Origin of the sequence: Methylovorus sp. MP688 (assembly GCF_000183115.1) — a bacterium.
GTDB lineage: Bacteria > Pseudomonadota > Gammaproteobacteria > Burkholderiales > Methylophilaceae > Methylovorus > Methylovorus glucosotrophus.
The window spans coordinates 437,191-461,275 of the sequence record NC_014733.1 but is presented as its reverse complement, the minus strand read 5'-3'; the positions used below and the strand labels follow the sequence as shown (position 1 = coordinate 461,275).

Below are 24,085 nucleotides of genomic sequence, written 5' to 3'. Positions count from 1 at the left end.
TTTTAATCTGATTAATCATTAAGTACTTCCCATTACTTTTCCCATGAAGGAATCGTGTCACATGCGCGCAAAATTCGAAAAATTCGGCCTCATCACTGCGGGTGCTGTTCTGGGCATCATGCTCAGCCTCAACTACTCCGCCGTCGCCGATAAGGAAACCAAACCACAGCTGCCTATCGACGATTTGCGCACCTTCGCTGAGATTTTCGGCAAGATCAAAAGTGACTACGTAGAACCGGTGGAAGACAAAAAACTCCTGACCGAGGCTATCAACGGCATGCTGTCCGGGCTGGACCCTCACTCGGCCTATCTTGATGCTGATGGCTTCAAGGATCTGCAAGCCGGTACGCAAGGCGAATTCGGCGGCCTGGGCATAGAAGTCGGCATGGAAGATGGTTTCGTCAAGGTAGTTTCCCCGATTGAAGACACCCCTGCCTACAAGGCCGGCCTCAAGAGCGGCGACCTGATCGTAAAACTGGATGAAACCCCGGTTAAAGGCATGACGCTGAATGATGCCGTCAAGCGCATGCGCGGCAAGCCAGACACCCCCATCACCCTGACCATCCTGCGCAAGGGCGAAGCCAAACCTATCATCGTGACCCTGAACCGGGCCGTGATCAAAACGCAAAGCGTGAAATTCAAGCTGACCGAACCTGGCTACGCCTATGTCCGCATCACCCAGTTCCAGGAACACACTGGTGAAGACCTGGCCAAGGCCCTCAAGACCATGCGTGACGAAAACAAGGAACCGTTCAAGGGCCTGATTCTGGACTTGCGCAACAATCCAGGCGGCTTGTTGAACGCAGCTGTTGGTGTTTCGGCTGCCTTCCTGCCCAAGGGTGACCTCGTGGTCTACACCGAAGGCCGCACGGAAGATGCCAAGATGCGTCTGACCGCACAACCTGAAAACTACGTGCGCGGCGGTGGTGATTACCTGCGCAACCTGCCTGCGGACATCAAGACCGTGCCCATGGCAGTATTGGTAAACGGCGGCTCCGCTTCGGCTTCTGAAATTGTGTCCGGCGCTCTGCAAGATCACAAGCGCGCCGTCATCATGGGCACCCAGAGTTTTGGCAAAGGCTCCGTTCAAACCATTCTGCCCATGAATAACGGCACCGCCATCAAGCTGACAACTGCGCGCTACTTCACGCCTAACGGCCGCTCCATCCAGGCCAAGGGCATCGTGCCGGACATCGCTGTGGAAGAAGGAACGATCAACACCGTCGAGCAAGGCATGAATCTGCGCGAGGCTGATCTGTCACATCACCTGTCCAACCCTAAGGATGGCGATACTCCGGTGACGATTGAAACGCCAAAAACCCCGGCCAACAGCCAGGATGATGCCAAGCCAGCCGACAAGGATGGGAAGGACAAAGCCGCTGACAAGGCTCCCATGGAGCCAGGCTCCAAGAACGACTACCAGTTCACTCAGGCCCTGAACCTGCTCAAAGGCCTGCAGATCCTGCAACACAAGTAAGACCGAACCCGCCGCCATGCAATATGGCGGCGGTTTTCATTGGAAAGTCATCATGCTGGACAAACTGATCATCGAGTTAGACAAAGGCCTGCGCACGGTATTTGCCGAAGCCCACAGCCAACGCCCCTTCCCCGACCAAACGATTCCCGAAGCACCTCTCAGCGCGACTGAAAAACGCCATGCGGCATCCCTCATGCGCATCAACCATGTGGGCGAAGTCTGCGCACAGGCGCTGTACAACGGCCAGGCTCTGACTGCACGCAATCCGCAGACGGTGGCAGCTTTGCAGGAAGCCTCGCGTGAAGAGACCGAGCATCTGGCCTGGTGCGAAAAGCGCATCCGCGAACTGGGTGGCCGCAAAAGCCTGCTCAACCCGCTCTGGTACGGTGGCTCGTTTGCACTTGGTGCATTGGCTGGCGCCCTGGGCGATAAATGGAACTTGGGCTTTCTGGCGGAAACGGAACGTCAGGTGGGTCGGCATTTGCAATCCCATCTGCAAACGCTGCCTGAGCAGGATGCCAAAAGCCGTGCAGTTGTCACCCAGATGCAAGAAGACGAAGCCAAGCATGCCGAAACCGCGGTGGCACAGGGTGGAGCTGAGCTTCCACCTCCGATCAAGTCCGCCATGCAAGCCGCGTCCAAAGTCATGACTTCCACCACCTATTATCTTTAAGCCTGATAAAACACCAACATGAAACCTTTTAGCGAAATTCTCAGCACCCTTGCCAGTGCAGATCATATTCAATCCATCGCCCTTTACACTCCTGACCAGCAACCCGCTGGCTTGATTGAAAACAAACCCGGCAGCCAGGGCTCGCTCAAGGTGTACCAACACCTGCTGAAAAAGCATGGCGCCATCACACCCGCCGCAGCTCAGGAGGGCTTGGAACTGTATGCCGAGCACACCGCGGATGCAAAAGCCTTTCCAGGCAAACACCCCAATATCGACCGCTTGCTGGATGTCGTTTCGAGCCAGCACACCTTGACGGCCGAAGTGACAGAATAAATTCCCCCCTCCGTGAATGTTGCACCCTTGCAACATTCACTCCATTTCAAGCGGGGGATACCTCCCCTGACACCCTGTAAGTTCCTTTGCAGATGTAAAAATCCAACACTTTTACACTCCATGCATTTCCAATGTGGATGAAAACGATTATCATTTGATAAATTAATCATCCGCACCAGCCAGCAACAAGTAGCCCGCCCGTGCCTCACAACAAGCCTCATGAGGACACCCATGCAACAAAAAGCTCTTGCGCTGGCACTATCCGCCATTTGGGCGACGAACAGTTTCGCCGCCGAACAAACCGCTGAAAACACAAACACCTTGCCCGAAGTCAAAGTCAGTGCACAGGCCGAAGACTCGGCTCCAAAACCTTCTGAAAAAACAAAATCCTATTCGGTGAAATCGACGGAAACCGCTACCCGTCTGAATACCAGCCTGAAGGAAACACCACAGTCGATCTCGGTGATTACGCGCGAGCAAATTGATGATTTCAAACTGACCTCCGTGAATGATTTGCTGGATATGGCGACCGGCATCAAAGTCGAGCGAGTCGAGACTGACCGGACCTATTACAGCGCGCGCGGCTCTGACATCACAAACTTCCAGATTGATGGAATAGGTGTGCCATTTCAAACCGGCTTGATGATAGGCGATATGGACACCGCGATTTACGACAGAATCGAAGTGCTGCGCGGCGCCAATGGCTTGCTGACATCCACTGGCAATCCCTCGGCAACAATCAATTTCATCCGCAAGCGTCCTACGGAAGAGTTTCAGGCGAAGCTAAGCGTGACCGCAGGCTCTTGGGACAAGCGCCGGGTTGAGGCCGATGTTTCGGGCTCCCTGAATGAGGCTGGCAATGTGCGCGGAAGAATTGTATTGGCTAACCAGAACCGCAATTCCTATCTGGACCGTAACAGTCAAGAGCGCAATCTGGCCTACGGTATTATCGAAGCGGACATTACAGAGAAGACCACAGTGACCCTCGGGCATACCTATCAGCAAAATGATACGAATGCGCCCACTTGGGGCGCACTACCCCTTCGTTATGCTGATGGCTCACCACGCACCTATAGCCGGTCTACCACCCCCTCACCTGACTGGACCTATTGGAACAACCAGACCAATATTACATTTGCCGAACTGACACATTCATTCAACAACGGATGGAAAATCAAGACCCAGCTTAGCAGCAAGCGCGAGGTCGGAAATACCAAGCTGTTTTATCTGGACGGCTATGAAAGCCGCACTACAGGCACCGGCCTGATCTATTACGCTGGCCGCTATCGCGATACCTTCAAGGAATATATAGCCGACATTTATGCTTCTGGCCCATTCAATCTGGCGGGACGCGAACATGAGCTGGTTATAGGCACGAGTTGGTCGCGCGCAAATGTACATTCGATTGGCAACGTCACCTCCTCAACCTTGAGCAGTTTTAACGATTCCGCCACCTTTGAACAACCTGACTGGACAAGCTGGAACAACTACGGTTCCAGAACCCAGAAGCGCCTTAATAGTTATACTGCCGCCAAATTCAATGTGACGGACAAGCTGAAAGTCACCACAGGTGCCAGCATGCTCACCTACAAATATGACGGTATCTACTACTTTGCGGACAACTCTGCGGAAGCACACAACAAAGTCACCCCTTATGTGGGCGCGGTGTTTAACCTGACAGACCAACATTCGCTCTATGCAAGTTATACCGGCATTTACAATCCTCAAACCGCTATCGATAAAAATAAATCTATACTGCCCCCGTTAAAGGGCAAGAATTATGAGGCTGGGTTTAAGAGCGAACTGGCAAACAATCTGAATTTTTCATTCGCCTTGTTCAAATCTGTTCAGGAAAATCTTGCCCAGTCAACTAATACGTATGATGAAAACGGAGCACTCATCAATGAAGCCATCAACGCTACGACCAAGGGCTACGAATTTGATCTCTCAGGTGAGGTCAATGATCGCCTGAAAGTCAGCAGCGGCTACACCCGTCTCATGAGCGTGAAAGGCGACAATGATCAAAACGTCAAGCCTTATACCCCTCGCAACATGGTCAAGCTGAGCGCCACATATCGCGTACCCAATATCGAGAAGCTTAAGGTCGGCGCATCCGTAAACTGGCAGGATGATGTGCATTATGTTTACAATGATGGCGCTAGCGTCAAACAGGACAGTTATGCTCTGATTAACCTGATGGCCAACTACGAGCTGAACAAGCACTGGAGCGCTGCGCTCAATGTCTACAACCTGACCAACGAGAAATATCTCAGCAGCCTGATGACGGGCCAGAGCTATTATGGCGCCCCAATGAATGCGAGTGCCACGCTAACCTGGCAGTACTAGTGCCTAGTCATCACCGCCCCACCAGCAAATAAAAAAGCCCCGCAATGCGGGGCTTTTTTATTACAGAAGCAAAACCACTATCACAATCAAAGGGTAATGCGTCCCGAAATCGGCGGATGATAAATAAACTGCACCAGATTCCCGCAAGGGTCAAAGCAGTAAAGGCTACGTGCGCCATCCCGATGGGTTTTCGGCGCCTGCGCGATGCGTACGGCATTCGCCGTAAGATGGGCATCCCAGGCATCCACGTCCTCCGGAGTCCGCAAGATAAAGCCCAGATGATCCAGCCGTTGCGGGCCATCCAACGTTTTGTCTGCCGCTAGCCGATGCAGGGCGACATTGTCATTGCCAGAGGTCAGGTAGATATTGTCCGGATCAGGCTGCCACTCTTCGACCATGCCGACCACATCACGGTAAAAATGCAGGCAGGCCTCAAGATCATGCACAAACAATGCGACATGATGCATGCCCAGCATACCGCCTGGGCGTGTACTCACAGCGGAGCCTCCACCACTTCAAAGTCGTGGGTAATCTCTGCCGCCTTGCCGAGCATGATGGATGCCGAGCAGTATTTTTCGGCAGACAGTTTCACCGCACGCTCAACCTGTGCCGGATTCAGGCCTTTGCCTGTCACCACAAAATGCACATGAATCTTGGTAAACACTTTGGGCACTTCGTCAGCACGTTCAGCGCTGATGTCAGCGACGCAATCCGTCACCGGTTGCCGGGCTTTTTTGAGGATGGTGACGACGTCAAACGAGGTGCAGGCGCCCATGCCGATCAACAGCATTTCCATTGGCCGCATGCCCAGGTTACGGCCACCGGCATCCGGTGCGCCATCCAGAATCACAGCATGTCCGGTCTCGGACTCGCCCATGAAACAGACATTTTCCACCCACTTGATTCTTGCTTTCATACTTGCTCCCGCCCGCTTACGGGCTTGTGTTGAACCGGCCAAACCATGGCCGGTTCAGACAGATTACTTGACGTTCAGCAGTTCCACATCGAATACCAGCGTGGCATACGGAGGAATCACGCCGCCCGCACCACGCTCGCCGTAGGCCATGTGCGATGGAATGATCAGGGTACGCTTGCCGCCCACCTTCATGCCGACTACGCCCTCATCCCAGCCACGGATCACTTGCGCGCCGCCGAGGTAGAAAATGAAAGGATCGCGACGATCCACCGAGCTATCAAATTTGGCGCCATGGCCTTCTGGCTTGCTGGGGTCATACAGCCAGCCGGTGTAATGCACGGTAACGTTGAGGCCGGGTTCGGCTTCACGGCCGGTGCCGACTACCTGGTCGATCTTGACCAGTTCGGTAATGGTTTTGCTCATGGCGGGTTTTTCCTGTGTTGAAGATGTTCCGTTATTGTCAGCACTGCATCCGCTGGTCGCAAACATCGCCAGCAACAATGCGCTGGCAAAAAGACTTACATGTTTCATTGCGTACTCCAAAATTTAGGGGCTAATGTTACGAAGGCCCGTTTGATGGGACCTTTTTACGGCATCGCTGTTACGGGATATTGCTGTTATTGGATCAAGTGCCGCAGAAACAGACAGCTGCCTTGCAGCCTCTCCGCCCGTTTCTGAGGGAATTATGATACCCGAATTCGACTTCGGTTCCGTAGCCTGGCACCGGAGGCCGCGCAAATCCGGGGCAAACCATGCCTGAATCCTGCCTACTCATCATGCCGGTAAATCCAGTTAATCAGGGCATCCTGCGCCGCTCTTGTAGCCGCGGCGCGTGGGTGATTCGCCATGAACACCAGCAGCCAGCGCTGGCCGTGCTGGTCCAGCACATAACCCGCCAGCGTGCTCACACCATTCAGCGACCCGGTTTTGAGATGCGCCCGCCCTTGCACCGGCTGGCCCTGCATGCGCTTGAGCAACGTGCCATCCACGCCCAGCACGGGCAACGATGACATCAGTTCCGGCATCCATGGGCCGGCATAGGCATCGGCCAGAATATTCCCCAGATGGCGCGGACTGATGCGCTCTACGCGCGACAGCCCGGCGCCGTTTTCTATCATCAGCTCAGGGAAGCGGTAGCCTTTTTTAGCCAGCCATTGCCGCACGGCATTCGCTCCGGCCTCTTCCGTGGCGGGCAGGGAGCCCTGCTGGGCGGCCACAGTCAGCAGCAGTTGCCGCGCCATCAGGTTGTTGCTGTATTTGTTCAGGCGCCGCAGCACATCCGCCAGTGGCAGCGGCGATAGCTGGTCCGTCAGTTTCACTGCTTGTGGCGGCAAGGCCTGCAACCGCACCTCGCCATGCAAGGAGCCACCGAGCGATTGCCACAGGCTCTGGAACAATTGATACGTATATTGCGGGCCATCCAGCACGCTGAGTTCTAGATACTTTTCACCGCAATCTGCCGAAAACGTCCCGCTCAATGTGATGCTCACACCACGCACAGGATCATTTGCCGCCTGCGGCTCCACTTTGGGTTGCACCTTGTATTGCAGGCGGCTGCGCCAGTCACCGCAACTATCGCGTGTGACCTGCAGGCGGTTTTGCACTACCACGCCCGGCAATGCCGGCTCGGCGCTGACTTCTACTTTGGCGGGACTATCGGCGGATACCGCCAGCCTCAGGCTGCTGGCTTGCAGATTGATCACCAGTGCCGAGGCGGTGACGTTGTAAGCCCGGTAGCCATCCCCATCAAAGGCCGCGGCATCCTGCGCCTGCGGTGCAAAATAGCTGGTATCGATGATCAGATCGCCGGTAATGTCGCGCACGCCCAGCTGGCGCAAACGGCTCAGCAAGCGCCAGAAATCTTCCGCCATCAGCGCCGGGTCGCCCTCGCCACGCAGAATCAGATTGCCCTGCAGCACGCCATCCACCAGCGGACCATCGCGATAAATCTCGGTACGCCAGCGGTAGGCCGGGCCCAGCATATCGAGCGCGGCATAAGTCGTTAGCAGCTTCATGGTGGATGCCGGGTTAAGCGCGGCATCGGCACGGTGCGCAATCACCGGCAGGGGAAGGTCCAGCCGCTGGGCATACACCGCCACATCATCATCCGCCAGCCCGGCCTGTTGCAAAGCCTGGCTCACGGGCAAAGGCAATACGGCGTGTGCAGGCACGGCCAGCCCCAGCAAGCAACAAAGCAGCAGGCGGCGCAACACGGCTAACCCAGCTTGCGCAGTATCTGCGCGGTGTGGTCGACGAGGGCGGACATCTCGTCCGGCGTAATGCAATACGGCGGCATGAAGTACACCGTATTGCCGATGGGCCGCAGGATAAGCCCGTGCTGCAAGGCTTCAAGGTAAAACTGGCGGGAGAAATCGGGGCGCGCCGATTCAACATCAAACGCCCAGATCATGCCGCGTTGGCGCAGATGATGGATGGGCAGATCCTGCAAGGCCTGCAATTGCACATTCATCGCTGCAGCTTTGCCGCGGTTGCGCGCAATGACGTCTTCCTCGGCAAAAATATCCAGCGTGGCCAGGGCCGCACTGCAGGCCAGCGCATTGCCGGTATAGCTGTGCGAATGCAAAAAACCACGCGCGGTGCTGTCATCGTAAAACGCCTGGTATATGGCATCGGTCGTCAGGCATACCGACAAAGGCAGATAGCCACCGGTGATGCCCTTGGAAAGGCACAGGAAGTCGGGCCGTATGCCAGCCTGCTCGCAGGCAAACAGCGTCCCGGTGCGGCCAAAGCCCACGGCAATTTCATCGGCGATCAGATGCACCTCGTACTGATCACACAAGGCGCGCAAGCGTTGCAGGTAAGCCTCGTGGTACATGCCCATGCCGGCAGCGCATTGCACCAGCGGCTCAATAATCACGGCAGCGGTGGTGGCATGGTGCTGTTGCAGATGGGTTTCAAGCGCCTGGGCACAGCGCAGGGCATAGGCTTCGGCGCTCTCGCCGGCTTCTGCCAGCCGCCAGTCCGGGCTGGGAATCTGGGTGCTCTGCCGCAGAAGGGAGGCATAGGTATCCTTGAAAATAGCGACATCGGTCACCGATAGTGCGCCCAGGGTTTCGCCGTGATAGCTGTTTTGCAGGCTGATAAAGCCGGTTTTAGCGCTGGGCTTGCCTTGCGTAAGGCCAAGGTTGCGCCAGTAATGAAAGCTCATCTTGAGCGCAATTTCGGTCGCCGAGGCGCCATCCGAAGCATAAAAACAATGCCCCAGACCAGTGAGCGCTGCCAGCCGCTCGGATAATTGCACCACGGGCTCGTGGGTAAAGCCCGCCAGGATCACATGCTCCAGCTGATCCATTTGCTGGCTGATGGCGGCCTTGATGCGGGGATGATTATGGCCGAACAGATTGACCCACCACGAACTGACAGCATCAAGATAGGCTTTGCCATCCATGTCATACAGCCATACGCCTTCACCGCGCTGTATGGGTACCAGCGGCAGGTGTTCGTGATGTTTCATCTGGGTGCAGGGATGCCACACGGCATGCAGGCTGCGCGCCAGCAGCTGTTGATTACGGCTCGCTTCAGTCATTGAAAATGCAGGTGGCCTTCATTAATGCAGAACAGCGGGCACCACATGCTGATCGATCAGCAGCGGGCCATCGGCAAAGCCCAGATCCCACTGAGCTTCGCGGGTGGCGAGTTGCAGCATGCTGCCCAATGCCATGCCAAGTTCGGGGCTCAGGGAAAAATGCAGGGTCTGACCATCGGCGGCGGCCAGCTCCAGTGTCGGTTTATCCGGTTGTTCGGTAATCATGCGGCATACGCTAACCAGCAAGGGTTCGTCGCCCAGCTGCTGGCTGCGTTCTTCATAGGCACCGGTCATGTCCAGGCTTTCGCTGACCTGCTGCGCCAGCGTCAGCTCGCGCATCTCTTCGGCAAAGGCCTGCATGACCTGCGCGGCAGCGGTGGGGTAAATCGGGGTAGCGGCCAGCTCAGGAGCCGTGGCGGCTGGCGCTGCATCGCGATGCAGCAGTTTCCACAAGGAGCGCACGATGCGCCGTGTGAGCCATACCGGCACCTCCACATCGTCCGCCAAACCTATCTTCAGCAGCAGTCGGTCTTCCTCGGCGTTGTAGCCCAGATTGAGCTGCTGGATCGCCGCATCCGTCAATGCGTCCACCATCATCATCTCCATCATCTGCCACACAGGCAGGGTAATTGTTTCAGATGGAATTGTGACACAGGCAGCCCGTCATCCCAAGGCTTTGCCGTGAATACTCCCCTTATTCAATAGCTGGATCACGAGGCGGACGCAGGTGTGAGCTGCCAGCCGCCGCCCAGGGCCTTGAACAAGGCAACGCGCCCTTGCAAGTTGGCCAGCGTGAGCTGCACGGCTTGATCCTGCGCGCTATACCAGGTGCGCTGGGCATCCAGCATGGTCAGCAGGGTATCGGCGCCAGCCCGGTAGCGGGTTTCCGCCAGACGAAACGCGCGCTCGGCCTGGGCCAGTTCTTCGCTTTGCCAGCGCCGCTGCTGCTCAATCGCCTGCACGGCATTGAGCGCGGTTTCCACATCGCCAAACGCCGCCACAATCGCCGCGCGGTAGTTTTGCAACAGCTCGGTGCGCTGCGCCAGCGCCAGATCCCGCCCGGCCGCCAGCCGACCGGCGTTGAATACCGGCGCAGTCAGCGCAGCGGCCACGCTGTAGATCGGATGCGCCAGCATGTCACTCCATTGCTCGCCGCCCAGCCCCAGGCTGCCGGTGAGCTGCACACGCGGCAACATGGCGGCGCGGGCGGCAATGGTATTGGCATCGGCCGCCGCCAGTGCGGCCTCGGCGCGGGCAATATCCGGCCGCCGCACCAGCAGTTGTGCAGGCAGGCCCGGCGTAATCTGCGGCGTTTGTACGCCCTGCAAGCCCTGCCCACTTATCACCAGCTCCGCCGGTGGCAGCCCGATCAGCACCGCCAGCGCGGTTTTGCCATCCGCCAGCTGCTGGCGCAGGGTTTCCAGCGTGCGTTGCTGGCTGGCGAGCAAGCCACGCTGCTGGGCCACCTCCAGCGCAGTTGCCGCCCCGGCGCGATAACGCGCTTCCACCACTTCCAGCACCCGGCTGGCATTCGCCACATTCAGTTCGGCAATCGACAGGCGCTCGGCCAAGCCCAGCACTTGCAGGTAAAGACGTGCCACGCCACTGGTCAGTGTCAGCTGCACGGTGTCGAGGTCATGACGGCTGGATTGCAGCTGATAGCGGGCACGGTCGCGCAGCGCCCGGTTGCGGCCCCAGAAATCCACCTCATAACTTGCGGCCAGCGCCACGGTGTGGCTGGAACCATCCGCCGTGCGATGGCTATCCAGATAATCCTGCCGACTGGCGTTGACGCCAAGGTTAAGCTCAGGCAACAAAGGCGCCCCGGCAATCCGCGCCTGAGCCACCGCCTGCTCCACGCGTGCGGCAGCCGCTTGCACATCAAAGCTGTCGCGCTGGGCACGGGTCAGCAGCTGGTCCAGCTCATCACTGCCAAAACTTTGCCACCATTGCTGCGAGACGGCATCGGCGGCAACACTCCCCGTCGCGTATTGCCAGCGATCAGGCACCGAAGTGGCTGGCAAGGGTTGCGGTGGCGTGCTTGAACATGCACTCAAACTGGCGGCCACAATGCCCATCATGCCGCCAAGCAAGCGCCAGCGCTTTGAGATCGTTAGCAGATTTGATAAGCCAGCCAGGCGGACTGCCCGCGCACCAACCGCATTCATAGGTACATCCAGATCAGAAAATTGCATCATTCGCTCGCCAATGCCACTACCGGGTCCAGCTGCGCCGCCTTTTTGGCGGGCGTGTAGCCAAAGATCAGGCCCGCCAGCATGGCAGAGCCAAATGCCCCCAGAATGGCACTTATTGAAAATATGATAGGCACGCCAGCCACCACCAGCACCCCACCGATCAACAGGCCCAGCACCACGCCCACCGCACCGCCCACCAGCGAGACCAGCATGGCCTCGGTGAGAAACTGTCGCATGATGTCGCGCTGACGGGCGCCGGTAGCCATGCGGATGCCGATTTCACGCGTGCGCTCACGCACCGTCATCAGCATGATATTCATGATGCCTATGCCGCCCACCAGCAACGAAACCACCGCAATCAGTCCCAGCAGCAAGGACATGGTGTCGCTGGCTTTGGCCTGCCCCTTGATAAACGAAGCGGCATTGAACAGGCGATAATCCTTGATATGGTGTCGCGCCATCATGAGCTGATCCACCGCCTGCTCGGTTTCATGCATTAGCGCCGGATCATCCAGGGTGATGGCGACCCAGTTGGGGTAAGGGCTGCCGAAAATCTGGCTGCTGGCGGTGGAATATGGAATCACCACGCGATTGTCTTCGTCCTGTTGGCCGCGACCCGCGCCTTTTTCTGCCAGCAGGCCGATCACCTGAAACGGAATATTGTTCAGCAGCACATATTTGCCGAGCGGGTCCACCTCATCCGGGAACAAGGCTTTTTTCACACTGGTGCCCAGCAGCACGACTTTTGCCATGCTGTTTTCATCGGTGGTGTTAAAAAAGCTGCCACGCGCCACGTTCCAGTTGATGGTCAGTGGAAACTCCACCGTAACGCCGCCAATCTCGGTACGGAAATCCCGGTTGTCATAGCGGGCGGTATAAAAGCCTTCGAGATACGGCATGGCGGCCAGCACATTGGGAATCTCGCGCACCGCAGCGACGTCATCCAGCGAGATGCGCCCGCCGTTTTGCAGCGCGCTTTCGCCTTGCGGCTCCAGGTAAAGATTCTTGGAGCCGAACATGGAAATCTGCGACAGGATATTGCGCTTGGCGCCATTGCCCACCGCCAGCATGACGATCACCGCCGCCACGCCAATCACAATGCCGAGCAAGGTGAGCGCCGTGCGAAAGCGGTTGATGGTCATCACGCGCCAGGCGGCGCGGCAGGCCTCGCGCAGATCGCTCCAGAATACTGGGGAGGCGGTGCTGCCTTGCTGCATGGCCTCGACCAATTGCTGGGGTGAGCCCAGCAAGGAAGCCGCAGCGGGTGTGGCGTTCACAATGGAAGGCGATACGGAGTTCTCGTCACGGCCAGAAGCTTGGGAATCCGACACCACCTGCCCATCGCGCACTTCGATGATGCGCCTGGCCTGCGCGGCGACTTCACGATCATGCGTAATCAGCAGAATGGTATGTCCGGCATCGGCCAGTGCATTCAGCAAAGCCATGACTTCTTCGCCACTACGGCTATCCAGCGCGCCGGTGGGCTCATCGGCCAGAATGATGCGGCCGCCATTCATCAGCGCGCGCGCAATCGACACCCGCTGCTGCTGACCGCCAGAAAGCTGGCTGGGCCTGTGGTCCAGGCGATCGCCCAGGCCCAGCCGTTGCAACAGGCTGATGGCACGTGCCGCGCGCTCGGCATCGGGCAAGCCGGCATAAATGGCGGGCATTTCCACATTTTCGCGGGCGGATTCGGTAGGGATCAGGTGATAACCCTGAAACACAAAACCAAAAGCTTCGCGGCGCAACCAGGCCAGGGCATCGGCTCCCAACCCGGCAACATCCAGCCCGGCGAACAGGTATTCGCCGCTGGTCGGCCGGTCCAGGCAACCCAGCAGATTCATCAGGGTGGATTTGCCGGAACCCGATGCCCCGACGATGGCCACGAATTCGCCCGCATGAATGCTGAGCGATATGCCGCGCAACACTTCCACCTCGGGCGTATCGCCGCCGCCATAACACTTGCGGATGGCGCGCAGCTCGATCAGCGGGATGGCCTCACTCACCACTGAAACCTCTCGGCCCAGTGGCTGATATTGCGTTCACTTGTCACCACCTGATCACCAGGCTGCAAGCCTTGGAGGACTTCACCATGAATGCGGTCCTGCAGGCCAATGCGCACCTCGCGCACCTCAATCTTGCCCGCCTTGTTCAGCACCCGCGCTTCATATACGCCGGGCGTCTTGATATGCAGGGCCTGCATGGGCACCATCACCACATCCAGCGCCTGCGACACCACAAAAAATACCTGCGCCGTCATTTGCGGCATCAGGTCACCATCAGCATTCGTCACATCAAACAGTACGGTGTAGGTCACCACTTTACCCACGGATGAGGCGGCGGGTTTGGTTTCACTGCTCTGCCCTTGCCCGGCGGGCGTGGGTGGCGCAGGCAGCACTTGCCGCACCTTGCCCTGCCAGCGGCGCTGCTCGGTACCCAGGCGGGTGAAATACACCGGCATGCCAGGCTTGACGCGCGTGACATCCACTTCGGAGACTTCCGCCCATACCGTCATGCTACTGAGGTCGGCAATGCGCAGGATCATGGGGGTCTGGTAAGTGGCGTTCAGGGTTTGCCCTTCACGCGCCTCCAGCGATACCACGGTACCGGCCATAGGCGCATAAATGCGGGTGTAGCCCAGCTGGGCTTCATGGCCCTTGAGCGTGGACTGGGCGCCATCAATCTGCGCACGCAGATTGTCTACCCGGGCTTCGGCAGCGCGCCAGCTGGCAAGGGCGGTCTGTACATCTTCTTCTCGCGTGGCGTCGTCTTTTGCCAGCTGCTGCTGACGGCGGTGTTGCTGCCCGGCCAGCTCGCTTTGCGCCTGGCTTTCCATCAATTGTGCCTTGAGGGCGGCCAGCGTCGCCCGGTCGCTATCAACCACCGCCTGCTGAATGCTGGGATCTATCTCGATCAGCAACTCGCCTTTTTCCACATGGCTGCCGGGGGCCACGTGTATGCGCCGTATCTGCCCCGACACCTGCGCGCCAACATCAACATAACTGCGCGGCTGCAAGGTGCCAAGTGCGCTGACATTGATCTCGATGTCTCCCTTGCTCACGGCCTGCGTATCGCGCTCCACCGTGTCGCGCATGGTCCAGACCAAGGCGCCGGTCAGCACTATCCCCAGGGCCAGCAGTCCCCATCCATATGTTTGCTTCTTCATCTCATCCACCTTTTCGCCGATTTTTTCGGCTCTTACTTTCTATGACGGATGAGCAAACGAAATGGGTACTGCGTTTACGCGTTTATTTTGCGACGACAAAACTCACGGTCGCCACATGGCGCACGTCATCGTACTTTTTGCCGTCCAGTTCCACCGTGCCATTGACCTTGGCGGTCACTTCCAGCACATAGCGGCCGGGGAATGGCGTGGTGATGGTCACGCTGCCATCGGCGGCGGCCTTGAAGCTGCGCGTCCAGCCTTCGGAGGTGTAGACGTTGACCTGATCAGCAGGTACCTGCCGGCTTTTCCAATACAGGCGGAAGGTATTGCCGCCCGCCTGGTCCGGCACCAGCTCCAGATCATTCACTGGCTTGGTGTCCTCACGCCCGGCCTTGGCCTGGTAAAACAGCAGGCCGCCATTGGATGACTGGCGCTTGGCAGTAAAGCGTAGATCACCACCTTCGCGCAGGTTGGCAATGCTGTAATGGCTGTCGCTCATGGTGGTCGCCAGCGATTTGCCATCCGCCATAAAGGCGCGGGCATCGCCCAGCAATTCGGCGCTGGCCACAGGACGATCCGGCTGCAGCTCGCCCAGATAGGCATGGGCCGTGGCGCCATCGCGCTCCAGCCAGACATAATCGGCATGCGCCGACAGGCTGAACAGCAGGGTCGACAACAGCAAAGCGCCCAGGCGGGCAATAGCAAAACGCGAGAGTGTTGAATGCATCAAGATGAATTACCTTCCGTGTGAAATTTCCAAAACAAGCCTGGAACAAGTTGCCAGACTTGGTACGTGCATATCTATGCCCAGTAGGCCACTAGCATGCCGAGCACGATCAGCGGCAGGCTGACCATGGCGAACCTGCGCGCCAGACCCGGAGCATAGGTCAACAGCAAGGCCAGCAACATGGCCGCTGCCGTAAGATTACCCAGCCACAGCACGCTGCCGGGCCCGGCACCTTCGAGGCTGATCGCCAGATACAAGGCAGCAATCAGCCAGCCCCACGCTGCTACTGGAGTAAGGCGCTTCAGCGCCGCCAGCACGGAAGAACCGTGTGCGCGGGTGAGCTGCTTGTGGTGACGCTCCATGCCATAGGCCAGGCTTGCCAGCCCCAGATACGCCAGTGCAAACACTGCCAGGTAAAGCCATGAGCCTTTCATCATGCCACCTCCGTTTCGGCCAGCTCGGGTCTGTGTTCAGGCCGTGCAGAGCGCCGAGGATTGCTTAACTGGCTGCGCACCTTGCCGGTACGCCAGGCGGCAAAACAGATGGCCGCGCCCAGCAGCATGGCGGTAATATCCAAGCCGGCTACGGCCGCTGGGCCTTGCTGCAAGGTGGTCAACAAGGCCGATTGCGGCGTCAGCATGGCATTCAGTACCGGTAGCGCCAGCCACATCAGGCCGCCCAGCCAGAGCATCAGCTGCCACATATGCCGCCGCGGTCGCCACTGCGCCAGCAGCAGCACGGCGGCCCAGGCGATAAACACACAGTGAATCTCCCATTCGTCGCGGTCCGCGAGCCCTACCGGCAATATGCGGTTCGCCCAGAAAAACGTGGCAAAGGCGATAGGCAGACCCGCAATCACGCCCAGGTTCAGCCCCTCAACCAGCCGCAATCCCCACGTTGGCGGCAGGCCACTGGCCAAGCTCTTGGCTTGCGCCTGGCGCTTTTTCACGGTCCACAGCACCGCCCCACTGGCAATCATCAGGCAGCCACCCAGGCCGCTGATAAAAAACAGGGCACGCAGCAAGGGCTGGGCAAAATTTGCCTCATGCAGGCTGCGCATTGCGGTGGCGGTCTGTACCACGGCGCGTTGTTCCGCATCCACCTCATGCAGCAGCTTGCCGTTGACACCATCAAAGGTGAGCGACATGCCGCTCTCAATCAGGCCGCCATCCCCGGCTTTATCCATGCTGACGCTGGCGGCGGCATCGTTGGGATTGTTGATATGCATGTGGTCGACTTTTGCATGGCTGCCATTACCCTCGCTGCCGCGCCAGATATGCTGTGCCTGTGCGACAAGATTACCGATGGACGTCAGTTTTGCTGCTCGGCCACTGGGCTCAGGCGCCGGCTCCTCGCGGAACAGCTCGCCGAAAAATGCCTGGTTGTTGCCCTGGTAGGCAACCACAATCGGCGTGGGCATGTAGAGGTACATCAGCAGCATGAGGCCGGTGTAGGTAATCATCAGGTGATAGGGCAAGGCCAGCACGCCGGTGATGTTGTGGGCATCCAGCCACGAGCGCTGCCCCTTGCCGGGCCTGAAGGTGAAAAAATCCTTGAAAATGCGGCGATGGATAATCACGCCCGTGATCAGCGCCACCAGCATGAACATGGCGCAAAAACCGACGATCCAGCGCGCCAGCGTCACCGGAAGGTAATGCAGATCAAAATGCAGCCGGTAGAAGAAATTGCCGCCCTTGGTTTCCCGCACCTCCAGTGGCAAGCCGGTATCGGGGTTCAGCATCACATCGTGAAAGCGTTCACGCGTGGGCTCTACCCCCGGCGGCAGTTTGTCTTCCCAGAAAATCTGCAGGCCCTGGCTGCGCTCATTGGGAAAACCGATAAACCATTGCTTGGCATCGGGCGCGCGCTGTTGCAGGGCGATCACCGCCCGCTCGGCCATGTGGGCCTGGCTATCCTGACTGGGGGCAATGGCATGCAGCTCGGGCTGCATCCACAAGGTAATCTCGTTGCGATAATAGCTGGCCGTGCCTGCGGCAAAGATCAGCAGCAACACCCAGCACACCAGCAAGCCAGCCCAGGTGTGCACCCATGCCATGGAAGCTCTAAACGCGTCTTTCATCTCACACTCCACCACACACCCAGCCCCGCTGCCATAAGCAGCGAAGGCAGCAACATGCCACACCATGCGCGCCAGGCACTGCGCGTGGCAAACACCCAAAGGACAGCGCAGGCATAGATCAGGAAGGACAACAGCATGGACAGCAACACCGACTCCGCGCGCGACATCGGCAATACCAGTACCAGCACGGCGATGCTCAGCAGCGTCAGCACATAGGCGCCGATAATCGCCGCCATCACCCGGGAAAACACCGCCCAGCGCATGCTGGTTGCGGATGTGCCGGAGCCTGATTTACGCGGCGCGTGCGCGGACTTGCGCGGCGCCAGCCCGGCGTCACTCATCTCATTGCCTTCGTCATACACCTGCATGCATCCTTTACAAAAAAAACAGGCCGGCACCTGAAAACAACCAGGTACCGGTCACGGGTTAAACCACAAATCGACGCGCGTCAGAACTGATACTTGAGTGTCAGCATGGCATTGCGCGGCGTACCGAAATAGCTCGAACTGGTCGTGCTGTAATACGACTTGTCGAACACGTTGTTGATATTGAACGCAGCCGACAGATGGCTATCCACCTGATAGCGCGCCATCAGGTCGACCACGGCATAGGCATCCTGCGTGAAGCGCTGGTCGCCATTCGGCCCCAGCCCATCAGTGTAGGTCTTGCTCTGCCAGTTGGTGCCGCCGCCCACCGTCAGCTTGTTCAGCACACCGCTCATGCGATAGGTGGTAAACAGCTTGATGGTGTTCTGCGGAACATAGGTATTCAGCAGCTCGCCGTCTTTATCCTTGGCGCGACTATGTGAAAGCCCGGCCACCACTTGCCAGCCCGGGCGAAGTTCGCCACTGACTTCGGCTTCAAAGCCGCGGCTCTTGGTCCCGGATACAGCGCGATACACTGAGTTGCCGTCAATCGTGACACCGGGAATCAGCTGCGCCAGATTGTCCTGCTGAATCTCAAACACAGCGGCGCTGAAGTTGAGCTTGCGATTAAAGAATTCACTTTTGACGCCCGCTTCCTTGCTGTTGCCGGTCAGAGGATCCAGAAAAGTACCGTCAGAACCGCGGTTGGTTTGTGGCTTGAAAATATCGGTATAGCTCGCATACACCGACCAGGTACGGTTGAGGTCATACACCACACCGGCATACGGCGTTACCACGCCGCTTTCACTGCGGGCATCGGTGGCATTCTGCGTACCACTCGGGTCCCAGGAGAAGTTGCGCGTGCTCCAGTTGCTGATACGGCTGCCGATCATGATGGAAAGATCATCCACGGGCTTGAGGCGCACCGTGGTGTAGGCACCGGATTCGTGGCTATCAAACGCACCGGAACCAGTTACCGGGATACCGTCGTAGCCAGGCGTATCGCCATTCCAGGTAAAGATATTGTCAATATCGCTACGCGCCCAGCCAGTGCTTGTGGTGCGCTGATAACTGGTTTTGGAGGCGGTGACACCTACCACCAGCTCATGCTCGCGCCCGAACAGGCTAAATGGCCCAGTGGCATAAACATCGATAGTGTTCTGCTTGGGCTTGGCCAGCCAGCTGCCCTTGTACATGCCCATGCCGGTGCCGTCGGTATTCGGTGTCTTCCAGATGGCATAGCCCAGCAGGGCGTCGTAATCGCTACGACGCTGGTTGACCACCACCTTGGCCAGCCAGTCGTTGTCAAAGCGCTTTTCCAGCGAGGCAAAATACGAGCGCTGCTCATGATTGAAATCCGCCCATGACGCAGACGAATTGGCTGAACGCGACCAGTTGGTGCGGCTACCATCGCTGAAGAATAAGGGCAGGCCTGCACGGCTGGCGCTAGTGGAGGTGTATTTCTGATATTCCAGGCCAGCGGTAAACAGCAAGCTGGGGGTAAGGTCGACTTCCAGAATGCCGTAGAACATTTCCTTGTCGGAGCTCATGCGGTCGATAAAGGAATTGCTGCTCTGGCGCACGCCCACCATGCGGCCACGTACGCTGCCATCTTCATTCAGCGCTCCGGAAACATCCGCTTCGCCACGGAAGTTATCCCAGGAGCCCGCCATGCCGGTGACCGAGGCCTGAAACTCTTTGGTCGGGCGCTTGCGCACCAGATTGATTGCGGCGGAAGGCGTGCCGACACCACTCATCAGGCCAGTCGCGCCCCGTACCACCTCAACCCGGTCATAAAATGCCAGGTCGGAAACCTGATACTGCCAGCTTTCGCTGGTTGACAGCGGAATGCCGTCTATCATGTAGTTTTCCACTGCGAAGCCGCGCGAGTAATACTGCACGCCATCGGTGACGTCCGAGCCATTCTGGTTGACGCTGATGCCCGTGGTCTGGCGCAATACATCTGACAAGCCCAGCAAGGCGCGGTCGTCCATTTGCTGGCGCGTGATCACGCTCACCGACTGCGGCGTTTCGCGCAGGGACAAACCGAGCCGGGTGGCGGTGCTGGTCTCGCCCGTAGTGTACGAGCCGGTGTTTTCGGTGACGGCCATTCTTTCCTCGTTTGCGACCACAGCGACTTCAGGCAGGGTCTGATCACGCACTGCCGCCGAGTCTGGCGCAGCGGCTTTGGGCGCGACTTCCAGCACGTAGCCTGCGGCATTGCGCTTTACCTGCAGACCACTGCCATCCAGCAAACGGGCAAAGCCTGCGTCCACGTCGTATTGCCCTTGCAGGCCGGGCGAATTCAGGTTTTTCACCAGCCCGGCATCATACGAAATCAGCACGCCAGCCTGCTGCGCGTAGCGGTTCAATACCTGGGCGAGACTGCCCGCTGGAATCTGGTAACTCTTTTGCGCAACTTCTGCTGCCTGGGTGCTTGCCGAGATGGCAAGCATGGAACCCAGGGCCAGATGTACCGCCAGACAGGCGGGCTTTAATCTTGTCCACGCTGCCGCTTTTGCAGGCATGCGCGCCTGCCCTTTCCCACTTTTCTGATACTGCTTCATGTGCTCCCCTTTTTGATGGTGTCTACACAAGCTATGACGTAGTCACCCGCAAAAGCGGAACTGCATGTGCTGCATTTCTTGCCGTTTTTTTGTCAGTTATTTGGATGAACCCTGCGCAGGGGCTTGGCTGACATTGGCTGCCGACTGAGGCTTTTCCACCTTCTCCACCCAGCTCAGCCAGGGCGTCAAATGACGGATGCGCAGCGGGAAGCTGCTCGCCAGCAATTGCAGCGCCCGGTCCGTATCGTCCAGTGGCAGCAGGGCCGATACATGCATGGCTTCCATATCGGCCGTGCGATACATGACAATGCCGCGACGGTAGCGCCACAGCTTGTCGAGCACCTGGTCCATAGGCTGGTCCTGCACCATCAGCTGATGGGCACTCCACGCAGCGGCGACACTTTCCGTATCAATCGCCACGGGAGCGCTGATGTGTTCAGCCGACAGCAGCACCTGCTCGCCTGCACTCACTATGCGCGCCTGATCTTGCGCCTCGGTTTTGGCCTCGACCCGGGAATGCAGCATGGTCAGCGTGGTCCCGCTATCGGTCAGCGTCACCACAAAGCGCGTGCCGAGGGCGCGCATGGTGCCATGTGGGGTTTGCACGATAAATGGACGCTCTGGATCAGGCGCAACATCCACCAGAATCTCGCCCTTGAGCAGCGCAAGCTTGCGCTCATGCGCACTGAAGTTGATATCCACCGCCGTGGCGCTGGCCAAGGCCAGGTGCGATTGATCTGGCAGCACTTCGCTTTTCCACTCGGCGGTTTCGGTACTCAGATCGGCAAACATGGCCGACCATGGATTGAGTAGCTGCCAGCTGCCCAGCATGGCGCCCAGCAGCAACATCGCGGCGACTGCGTTACGCCAGCCGCGGCCGGATGCCGGTTTGTGCAACGCCTGCTGGAGAACAGCGCGTTGCGAGGTATCGCTCGCTATGGCACTTAGCTTGCCGACGAAGCCGCGCATGGTAACCACGGCATTGAGATGGGCAGGATCTGCCTGTACCCAGGCATTAAACGCCGCCTCGTCCGCCGCGCTGGCCTCCGGGCTGGCCAGCAGCACCAGCCACTCGGCTGCCTGACGCACCACGGCAGACCTCGTTTCAGCTGACTTTGCGCCCTGATCTGCGATGTTGCTCATGCGAATGTTTCGCTCATGCTTGCACCTGCTCCAGCGCATCGTGGCAATGCACCAACGCCTGCACCAGGTACTTGCGCACCATGCGGGTGGACACCGACAGGCGACGGGCGATTTCGTCATGCCCCAGTTCTTCCAGCTGCGCCATCAGAAATGCCTCACGCGGCTTCTGCGGCAGGGTTTCCAGCACCGAGACGAGATAGGTCAGAGCGCGCACCGCTTCCAGTATTTTTGCCGGGTCTGGCGCATGGGCTTGTTCCAGCTGTGCCGCCAGTTCCTCCAGATACAGGGCTTCGATTTTCTTGTGCCGCGCATCATCAATCAGCAAGCGGGTTGCCGTGCGCGTGAGGAAAGCCCGCGGCTCCTGCAGCATCAGCAGATCACGTGAGGCCATCAGCCGCAAAAATGTATCCTGTGCAATGTCCGCCGCCCCTTGCGCGCAGCCCAGCTTTTTGCGCAGCCAGCCCTGTAACCAGCTGTGATGCTGGGTATAAAGCATTTCCGCCACATCGCGACGACGGGGACAAAGAATCAGGGACATGACCGATACATACAGTTGAGAATAATTATCATTATATGAAACAAGCCGACATCCCACAACCGCTCAATCGTAAAGTCGGGATAAGGTCCCTGCGTGCAAGCACATGATCCCGCTCTGCTTTCATGCAATATCATGGCTCAGCACAAAATGAGAATGATTTGTATTTGATATGTATAATATCCCCTGAATATTGTTACTGCCGGATGCTTCATGCGTAAACCACTTGCCCTGCTACATCGCTGGTTTGGCCTTGCCACCGCGATTTTTCTGTTTATTGCCGGTCTTACCGGCGCGGTTATTTCCTGGGATCATGAACTGGATGCGGCGCTGAATCCGCATCTTTTCGAGCTGCAAGCTCCGGCGCATGGCATTCCGCAGCCATCCTTGCAATTGGCTGCCGAGATCGAGGCCGCCAACCCGTCCATCCAGGTGACCTACCTGCCGCTGGCAACAGAAGCCGGACATGCCTTGCAGCTATTCGTGCAGCCGCGGCTCAACCCGGCCACCGGCAAGCCCTACACGCCAGACTTCAACCAGATGGCGGTGAACCCTTACACGGGCGAGGTGCAGGGCAAGCGCATGTGGGGCGAGATTTCACTGGCGCCGGAAAACCTGCTGCCATTCTTGTACAAGCTGCATTACAGCCTGCATATCCCCGATGGCTTCAATCTTGAACTGGGCGTGCTGTTCATGGGGATTATTGCCATCGTCTGGACCATAGACAGCCTGATTGCCTTGTGGATTTCCTTCCCCAACCTCGCCAGCTGGCGCAAGTCGTTTGCGTTTCGCTGGCAAAAGGGCGGCTATGCGCTCAACTTTGATTTGCACCGCTCGGGCGGCGTCTGGGTCTGGGGCTTGCTGCTGATCATGGCGGTCACCTCCATCTCGATGAACCTGGGTACGGAAGTCATGCGCCCGCTGGTAAACCGCATATCGCCGCTGACTGCCAGCCCGTTTGATACCATCACCCCCAGCCCGCTGGATAAACCGCTGACGCCGGTCATCTCGCGTCAGGCCGTGCTGGATCGTGCCACCAGCGAGGCACGAAAGCGCGGCTGGGAAGCGCCTCCCGGTGCCATTTTCTGGTCGCCGCAATTTGGCGTGTATGGCGTGGGATTCTTTGAAGCCGACAATGACCATGGCGATGGCGGGCTCGGCAACCCCTGGCTCTATTTCGATGGCAAGACTGGCGAATATGCGGGCGCCATCGTGCCGGGCACGGGCAGTGCCGGCGATATCTTCATGCAGGCGCAGTTCCCGCTGCATTCGGGCCGCATTCTCGGCTTGCCGGGGCGCATCCTGATCTCGCTGATGGGGGTGGTCGTCACCATGCTTTCCGTCACAGGCATCATTATCTGGGCACGCAAGCGCAAGTCGCGCCTGCACCAAAGTCAGCGCGCCGCGTCCACTGACGTAAGCAAGCGCCAACTGGCGCAGCGCGACGGCTCCAAGCCCAGCCCCGCGAATTAATCCGCCACGACCATGCTGAGTCCCCAGATTCATCTGCGCAATCAATGGTTAAGCCTGCTCTATCGCCACCATCAGGGCTGGCTCATGGGCTGGCTGCGCAAGAAGCTGGGCTGCCCGCACCATGCAGCGGATATTTCGCACGACACCTTCAGCCGCCTGCTGGCGCTGGACAACATCCCCGACATTCGCGAGCCCAGGGCTTACCTGCTGGTGACGGCCAACCGGCTGATGATCAATGAATTCCGCAAGCGGCAGGTGGAGCAGGAAACCCTGCAAGCCGTGGCGCTGCTCAACGCCGATGACAGCAGCCATAGTCCGGAAACCATCTGCTCGGCGCGGCAATTGCTGGCGCAGGTATTGCTGATGCTGAGCGAAGAGCTGGATGAAAAAGCGCGGCGCGCCCTGCTGCTTGCTCGCGTCGATGGGCTGGGATACCGCGAGATCGCCGCCACCATGCAAGTCTCGGAAAGCAGCGTGAAGCAATATCTGTCGCGGGCGCTGGTGCATTGCCATGCCCGGCTCTACCCCGGCGCGCCCTGATC

At 58.5% G+C, this 24,085-nt stretch carries 22 protein-coding genes; 6 read left to right on the top strand and 16 right to left on the bottom strand.

The annotated features are described in order from the left end of the window. The first annotated feature begins 61 nt into the window (after positions 1–61). The 4 genes from MPQ_RS02240 to MPQ_RS02225 all read left to right on the top strand — a co-directional run bounded on the left by MPQ_RS02240 (position 62) and on the right by MPQ_RS02225 (position 4,829). Positions 62–1,477: a S41 family peptidase gene (locus MPQ_RS02240; protein ID WP_013441264.1), complete on the top strand. Its 1,416-nt coding sequence runs from the start codon at positions 62–64 to the stop codon at positions 1,475–1,477. 16 nt (positions 1,478–1,493) lie between these two features. After that, complete coding sequence (gene coq7, locus MPQ_RS02235) at positions 1,494–2,150, top strand: 2-polyprenyl-3-methyl-6-methoxy-1,4-benzoquinone monooxygenase (RefSeq protein WP_013441263.1); 657 nt, start codon at positions 1,494–1,496, stop codon at positions 2,148–2,150. 18 nt (positions 2,151–2,168) lie between these two features. Then, the gene (locus tag MPQ_RS02230) at positions 2,169–2,483 is read left to right on the top strand and encodes a DUF2322 family protein (protein ID WP_013441262.1); all 315 of its coding nucleotides are present in this window, start codon (positions 2,169–2,171) and stop codon (positions 2,481–2,483) included. A 231-nt stretch (positions 2,484–2,714) separates the two neighbouring features. Next, a complete protein-coding gene (locus tag MPQ_RS02225; RefSeq protein ID WP_013441261.1) occupies positions 2,715–4,829 on the top strand; it encodes a TonB-dependent siderophore receptor in 2,115 nt (704 codons plus the stop codon). A gap of 86 nt (positions 4,830–4,915) precedes the next feature. Here MPQ_RS02225 and MPQ_RS02220 read toward each other — a convergent pair whose 3' ends face one another. The 16 genes from MPQ_RS02220 to MPQ_RS02145 all read right to left on the bottom strand — a co-directional run bounded on the left by MPQ_RS02220 (position 4,916) and on the right by MPQ_RS02145 (position 22,073). Then, a complete protein-coding gene (locus MPQ_RS02220) occupies positions 4,916–5,305 on the bottom strand; it encodes a VOC family protein (RefSeq protein WP_013441260.1) in 390 nt (129 codons plus the stop codon). Between the two features lie 17 nt (positions 5,306–5,322). Next, the gene (locus MPQ_RS02215; RefSeq protein ID WP_013441259.1) at positions 5,323–5,745 is read right to left on the bottom strand and encodes an OsmC family protein; all 423 of its coding nucleotides are present in this window, start codon (positions 5,743–5,745) and stop codon (positions 5,323–5,325) included. A gap of 63 nt (positions 5,746–5,808) precedes the next feature. Then, positions 5,809–6,276: an FKBP-type peptidyl-prolyl cis-trans isomerase gene (locus MPQ_RS02210; protein ID WP_015829351.1), complete on the bottom strand. Its 468-nt coding sequence runs from the start codon at positions 6,274–6,276 to the stop codon at positions 5,809–5,811. A gap of 236 nt (positions 6,277–6,512) precedes the next feature. Beyond that, complete coding sequence (dacB, locus tag MPQ_RS02205; protein WP_013441256.1) at positions 6,513–7,958, bottom strand: D-alanyl-D-alanine carboxypeptidase/D-alanyl-D-alanine-endopeptidase; 1,446 nt, start codon at positions 7,956–7,958, stop codon at positions 6,513–6,515. A gap of 2 nt (positions 7,959–7,960) precedes the next feature. Further along, complete coding sequence (gene bioA / locus MPQ_RS02200) at positions 7,961–9,292, bottom strand: adenosylmethionine--8-amino-7-oxononanoate transaminase (protein WP_013441255.1); 1,332 nt, start codon at positions 9,290–9,292, stop codon at positions 7,961–7,963. Between the two features lie 21 nt (positions 9,293–9,313). Further along, the gene (locus MPQ_RS02195; RefSeq protein ID WP_238525332.1) at positions 9,314–9,892 is read right to left on the bottom strand and encodes a hypothetical protein; all 579 of its coding nucleotides are present in this window, start codon (positions 9,890–9,892) and stop codon (positions 9,314–9,316) included. 110 nt (positions 9,893–10,002) lie between these two features. Next, on the bottom strand, positions 10,003–11,490 hold the full coding sequence (locus MPQ_RS02190) for an efflux transporter outer membrane subunit (RefSeq protein ID WP_013441253.1): 1,488 nt from the start codon (positions 11,488–11,490) through the stop codon (positions 10,003–10,005). Further along, the gene (locus MPQ_RS02185; RefSeq protein ID WP_013441252.1) at positions 11,487–13,493 is read right to left on the bottom strand and encodes a MacB family efflux pump subunit; all 2,007 of its coding nucleotides are present in this window, start codon (positions 13,491–13,493) and stop codon (positions 11,487–11,489) included. The genes MPQ_RS02190 and MPQ_RS02185 overlap by 4 nt, the downstream gene beginning before the upstream one ends. Beyond that, positions 13,490–14,653: an efflux RND transporter periplasmic adaptor subunit gene (locus MPQ_RS02180; protein ID WP_013441251.1), complete on the bottom strand. Its 1,164-nt coding sequence runs from the start codon at positions 14,651–14,653 to the stop codon at positions 13,490–13,492. The genes MPQ_RS02185 and MPQ_RS02180 overlap by 4 nt, the downstream gene beginning before the upstream one ends. An 82-nt stretch (positions 14,654–14,735) precedes the next feature. Next, positions 14,736–15,380, bottom strand: a complete 645-nt coding sequence (locus tag MPQ_RS02175; protein WP_013441250.1) for a hypothetical protein — start codon at positions 15,378–15,380, stop codon at positions 14,736–14,738. Between the two features lie 74 nt (positions 15,381–15,454). Next, positions 15,455–15,817 (bottom strand): DUF3325 domain-containing protein, encoded by a 363-nt coding sequence (locus MPQ_RS02170; RefSeq protein ID WP_013441249.1) that lies wholly within the window; start codon positions 15,815–15,817, stop codon positions 15,455–15,457. Continuing rightward, positions 15,814–17,460 (bottom strand): PepSY domain-containing protein, encoded by a 1,647-nt coding sequence (locus MPQ_RS02165; protein WP_013441248.1) that lies wholly within the window; start codon positions 17,458–17,460, stop codon positions 15,814–15,816. Before MPQ_RS02165 ends, MPQ_RS02170 begins: the two co-directional genes overlap by 4 nt. After that, positions 17,457–17,801: a DUF3649 domain-containing protein gene (locus tag MPQ_RS02160; protein WP_238525331.1), complete on the bottom strand. Its 345-nt coding sequence runs from the start codon at positions 17,799–17,801 to the stop codon at positions 17,457–17,459. Before MPQ_RS02160 ends, MPQ_RS02165 begins: the two co-directional genes overlap by 4 nt. Positions 17,802–17,908: 107 nt before the next feature. Further along, positions 17,909–20,392 (bottom strand): TonB-dependent siderophore receptor, encoded by a 2,484-nt coding sequence (locus MPQ_RS02155; protein WP_013441246.1) that lies wholly within the window; start codon positions 20,390–20,392, stop codon positions 17,909–17,911. A 96-nt stretch (positions 20,393–20,488) separates the two neighbouring features. After that, entirely contained in the window at positions 20,489–21,535 is a 1,047-nt protein-coding gene (locus MPQ_RS02150; protein WP_049821860.1) for a FecR domain-containing protein, read from the bottom strand. 13 nt (positions 21,536–21,548) lie between these two features. Then, positions 21,549–22,073, bottom strand: a complete 525-nt coding sequence (locus MPQ_RS02145) for a sigma-70 family RNA polymerase sigma factor (RefSeq protein WP_013441244.1) — start codon at positions 22,071–22,073, stop codon at positions 21,549–21,551. Positions 22,074–22,283: 210 nt separating this feature from the next. Here MPQ_RS02145 and MPQ_RS02140 point away from each other — a divergent pair, with 210 nt between their 5' ends. Together MPQ_RS02140 and MPQ_RS02135 are read left to right on the top strand one after the other, a co-directional pair. Continuing rightward, the gene (locus MPQ_RS02140; protein WP_013441243.1) at positions 22,284–23,543 is read left to right on the top strand and encodes a PepSY domain-containing protein; all 1,260 of its coding nucleotides are present in this window, start codon (positions 22,284–22,286) and stop codon (positions 23,541–23,543) included. Positions 23,544–23,555: 12 nt separating this feature from the next. Next, a complete protein-coding gene (locus MPQ_RS02135; protein WP_013441242.1) occupies positions 23,556–24,083 on the top strand; it encodes a sigma-70 family RNA polymerase sigma factor in 528 nt (175 codons plus the stop codon). Positions 24,084–24,085: the final 2 nt, after the last annotated feature.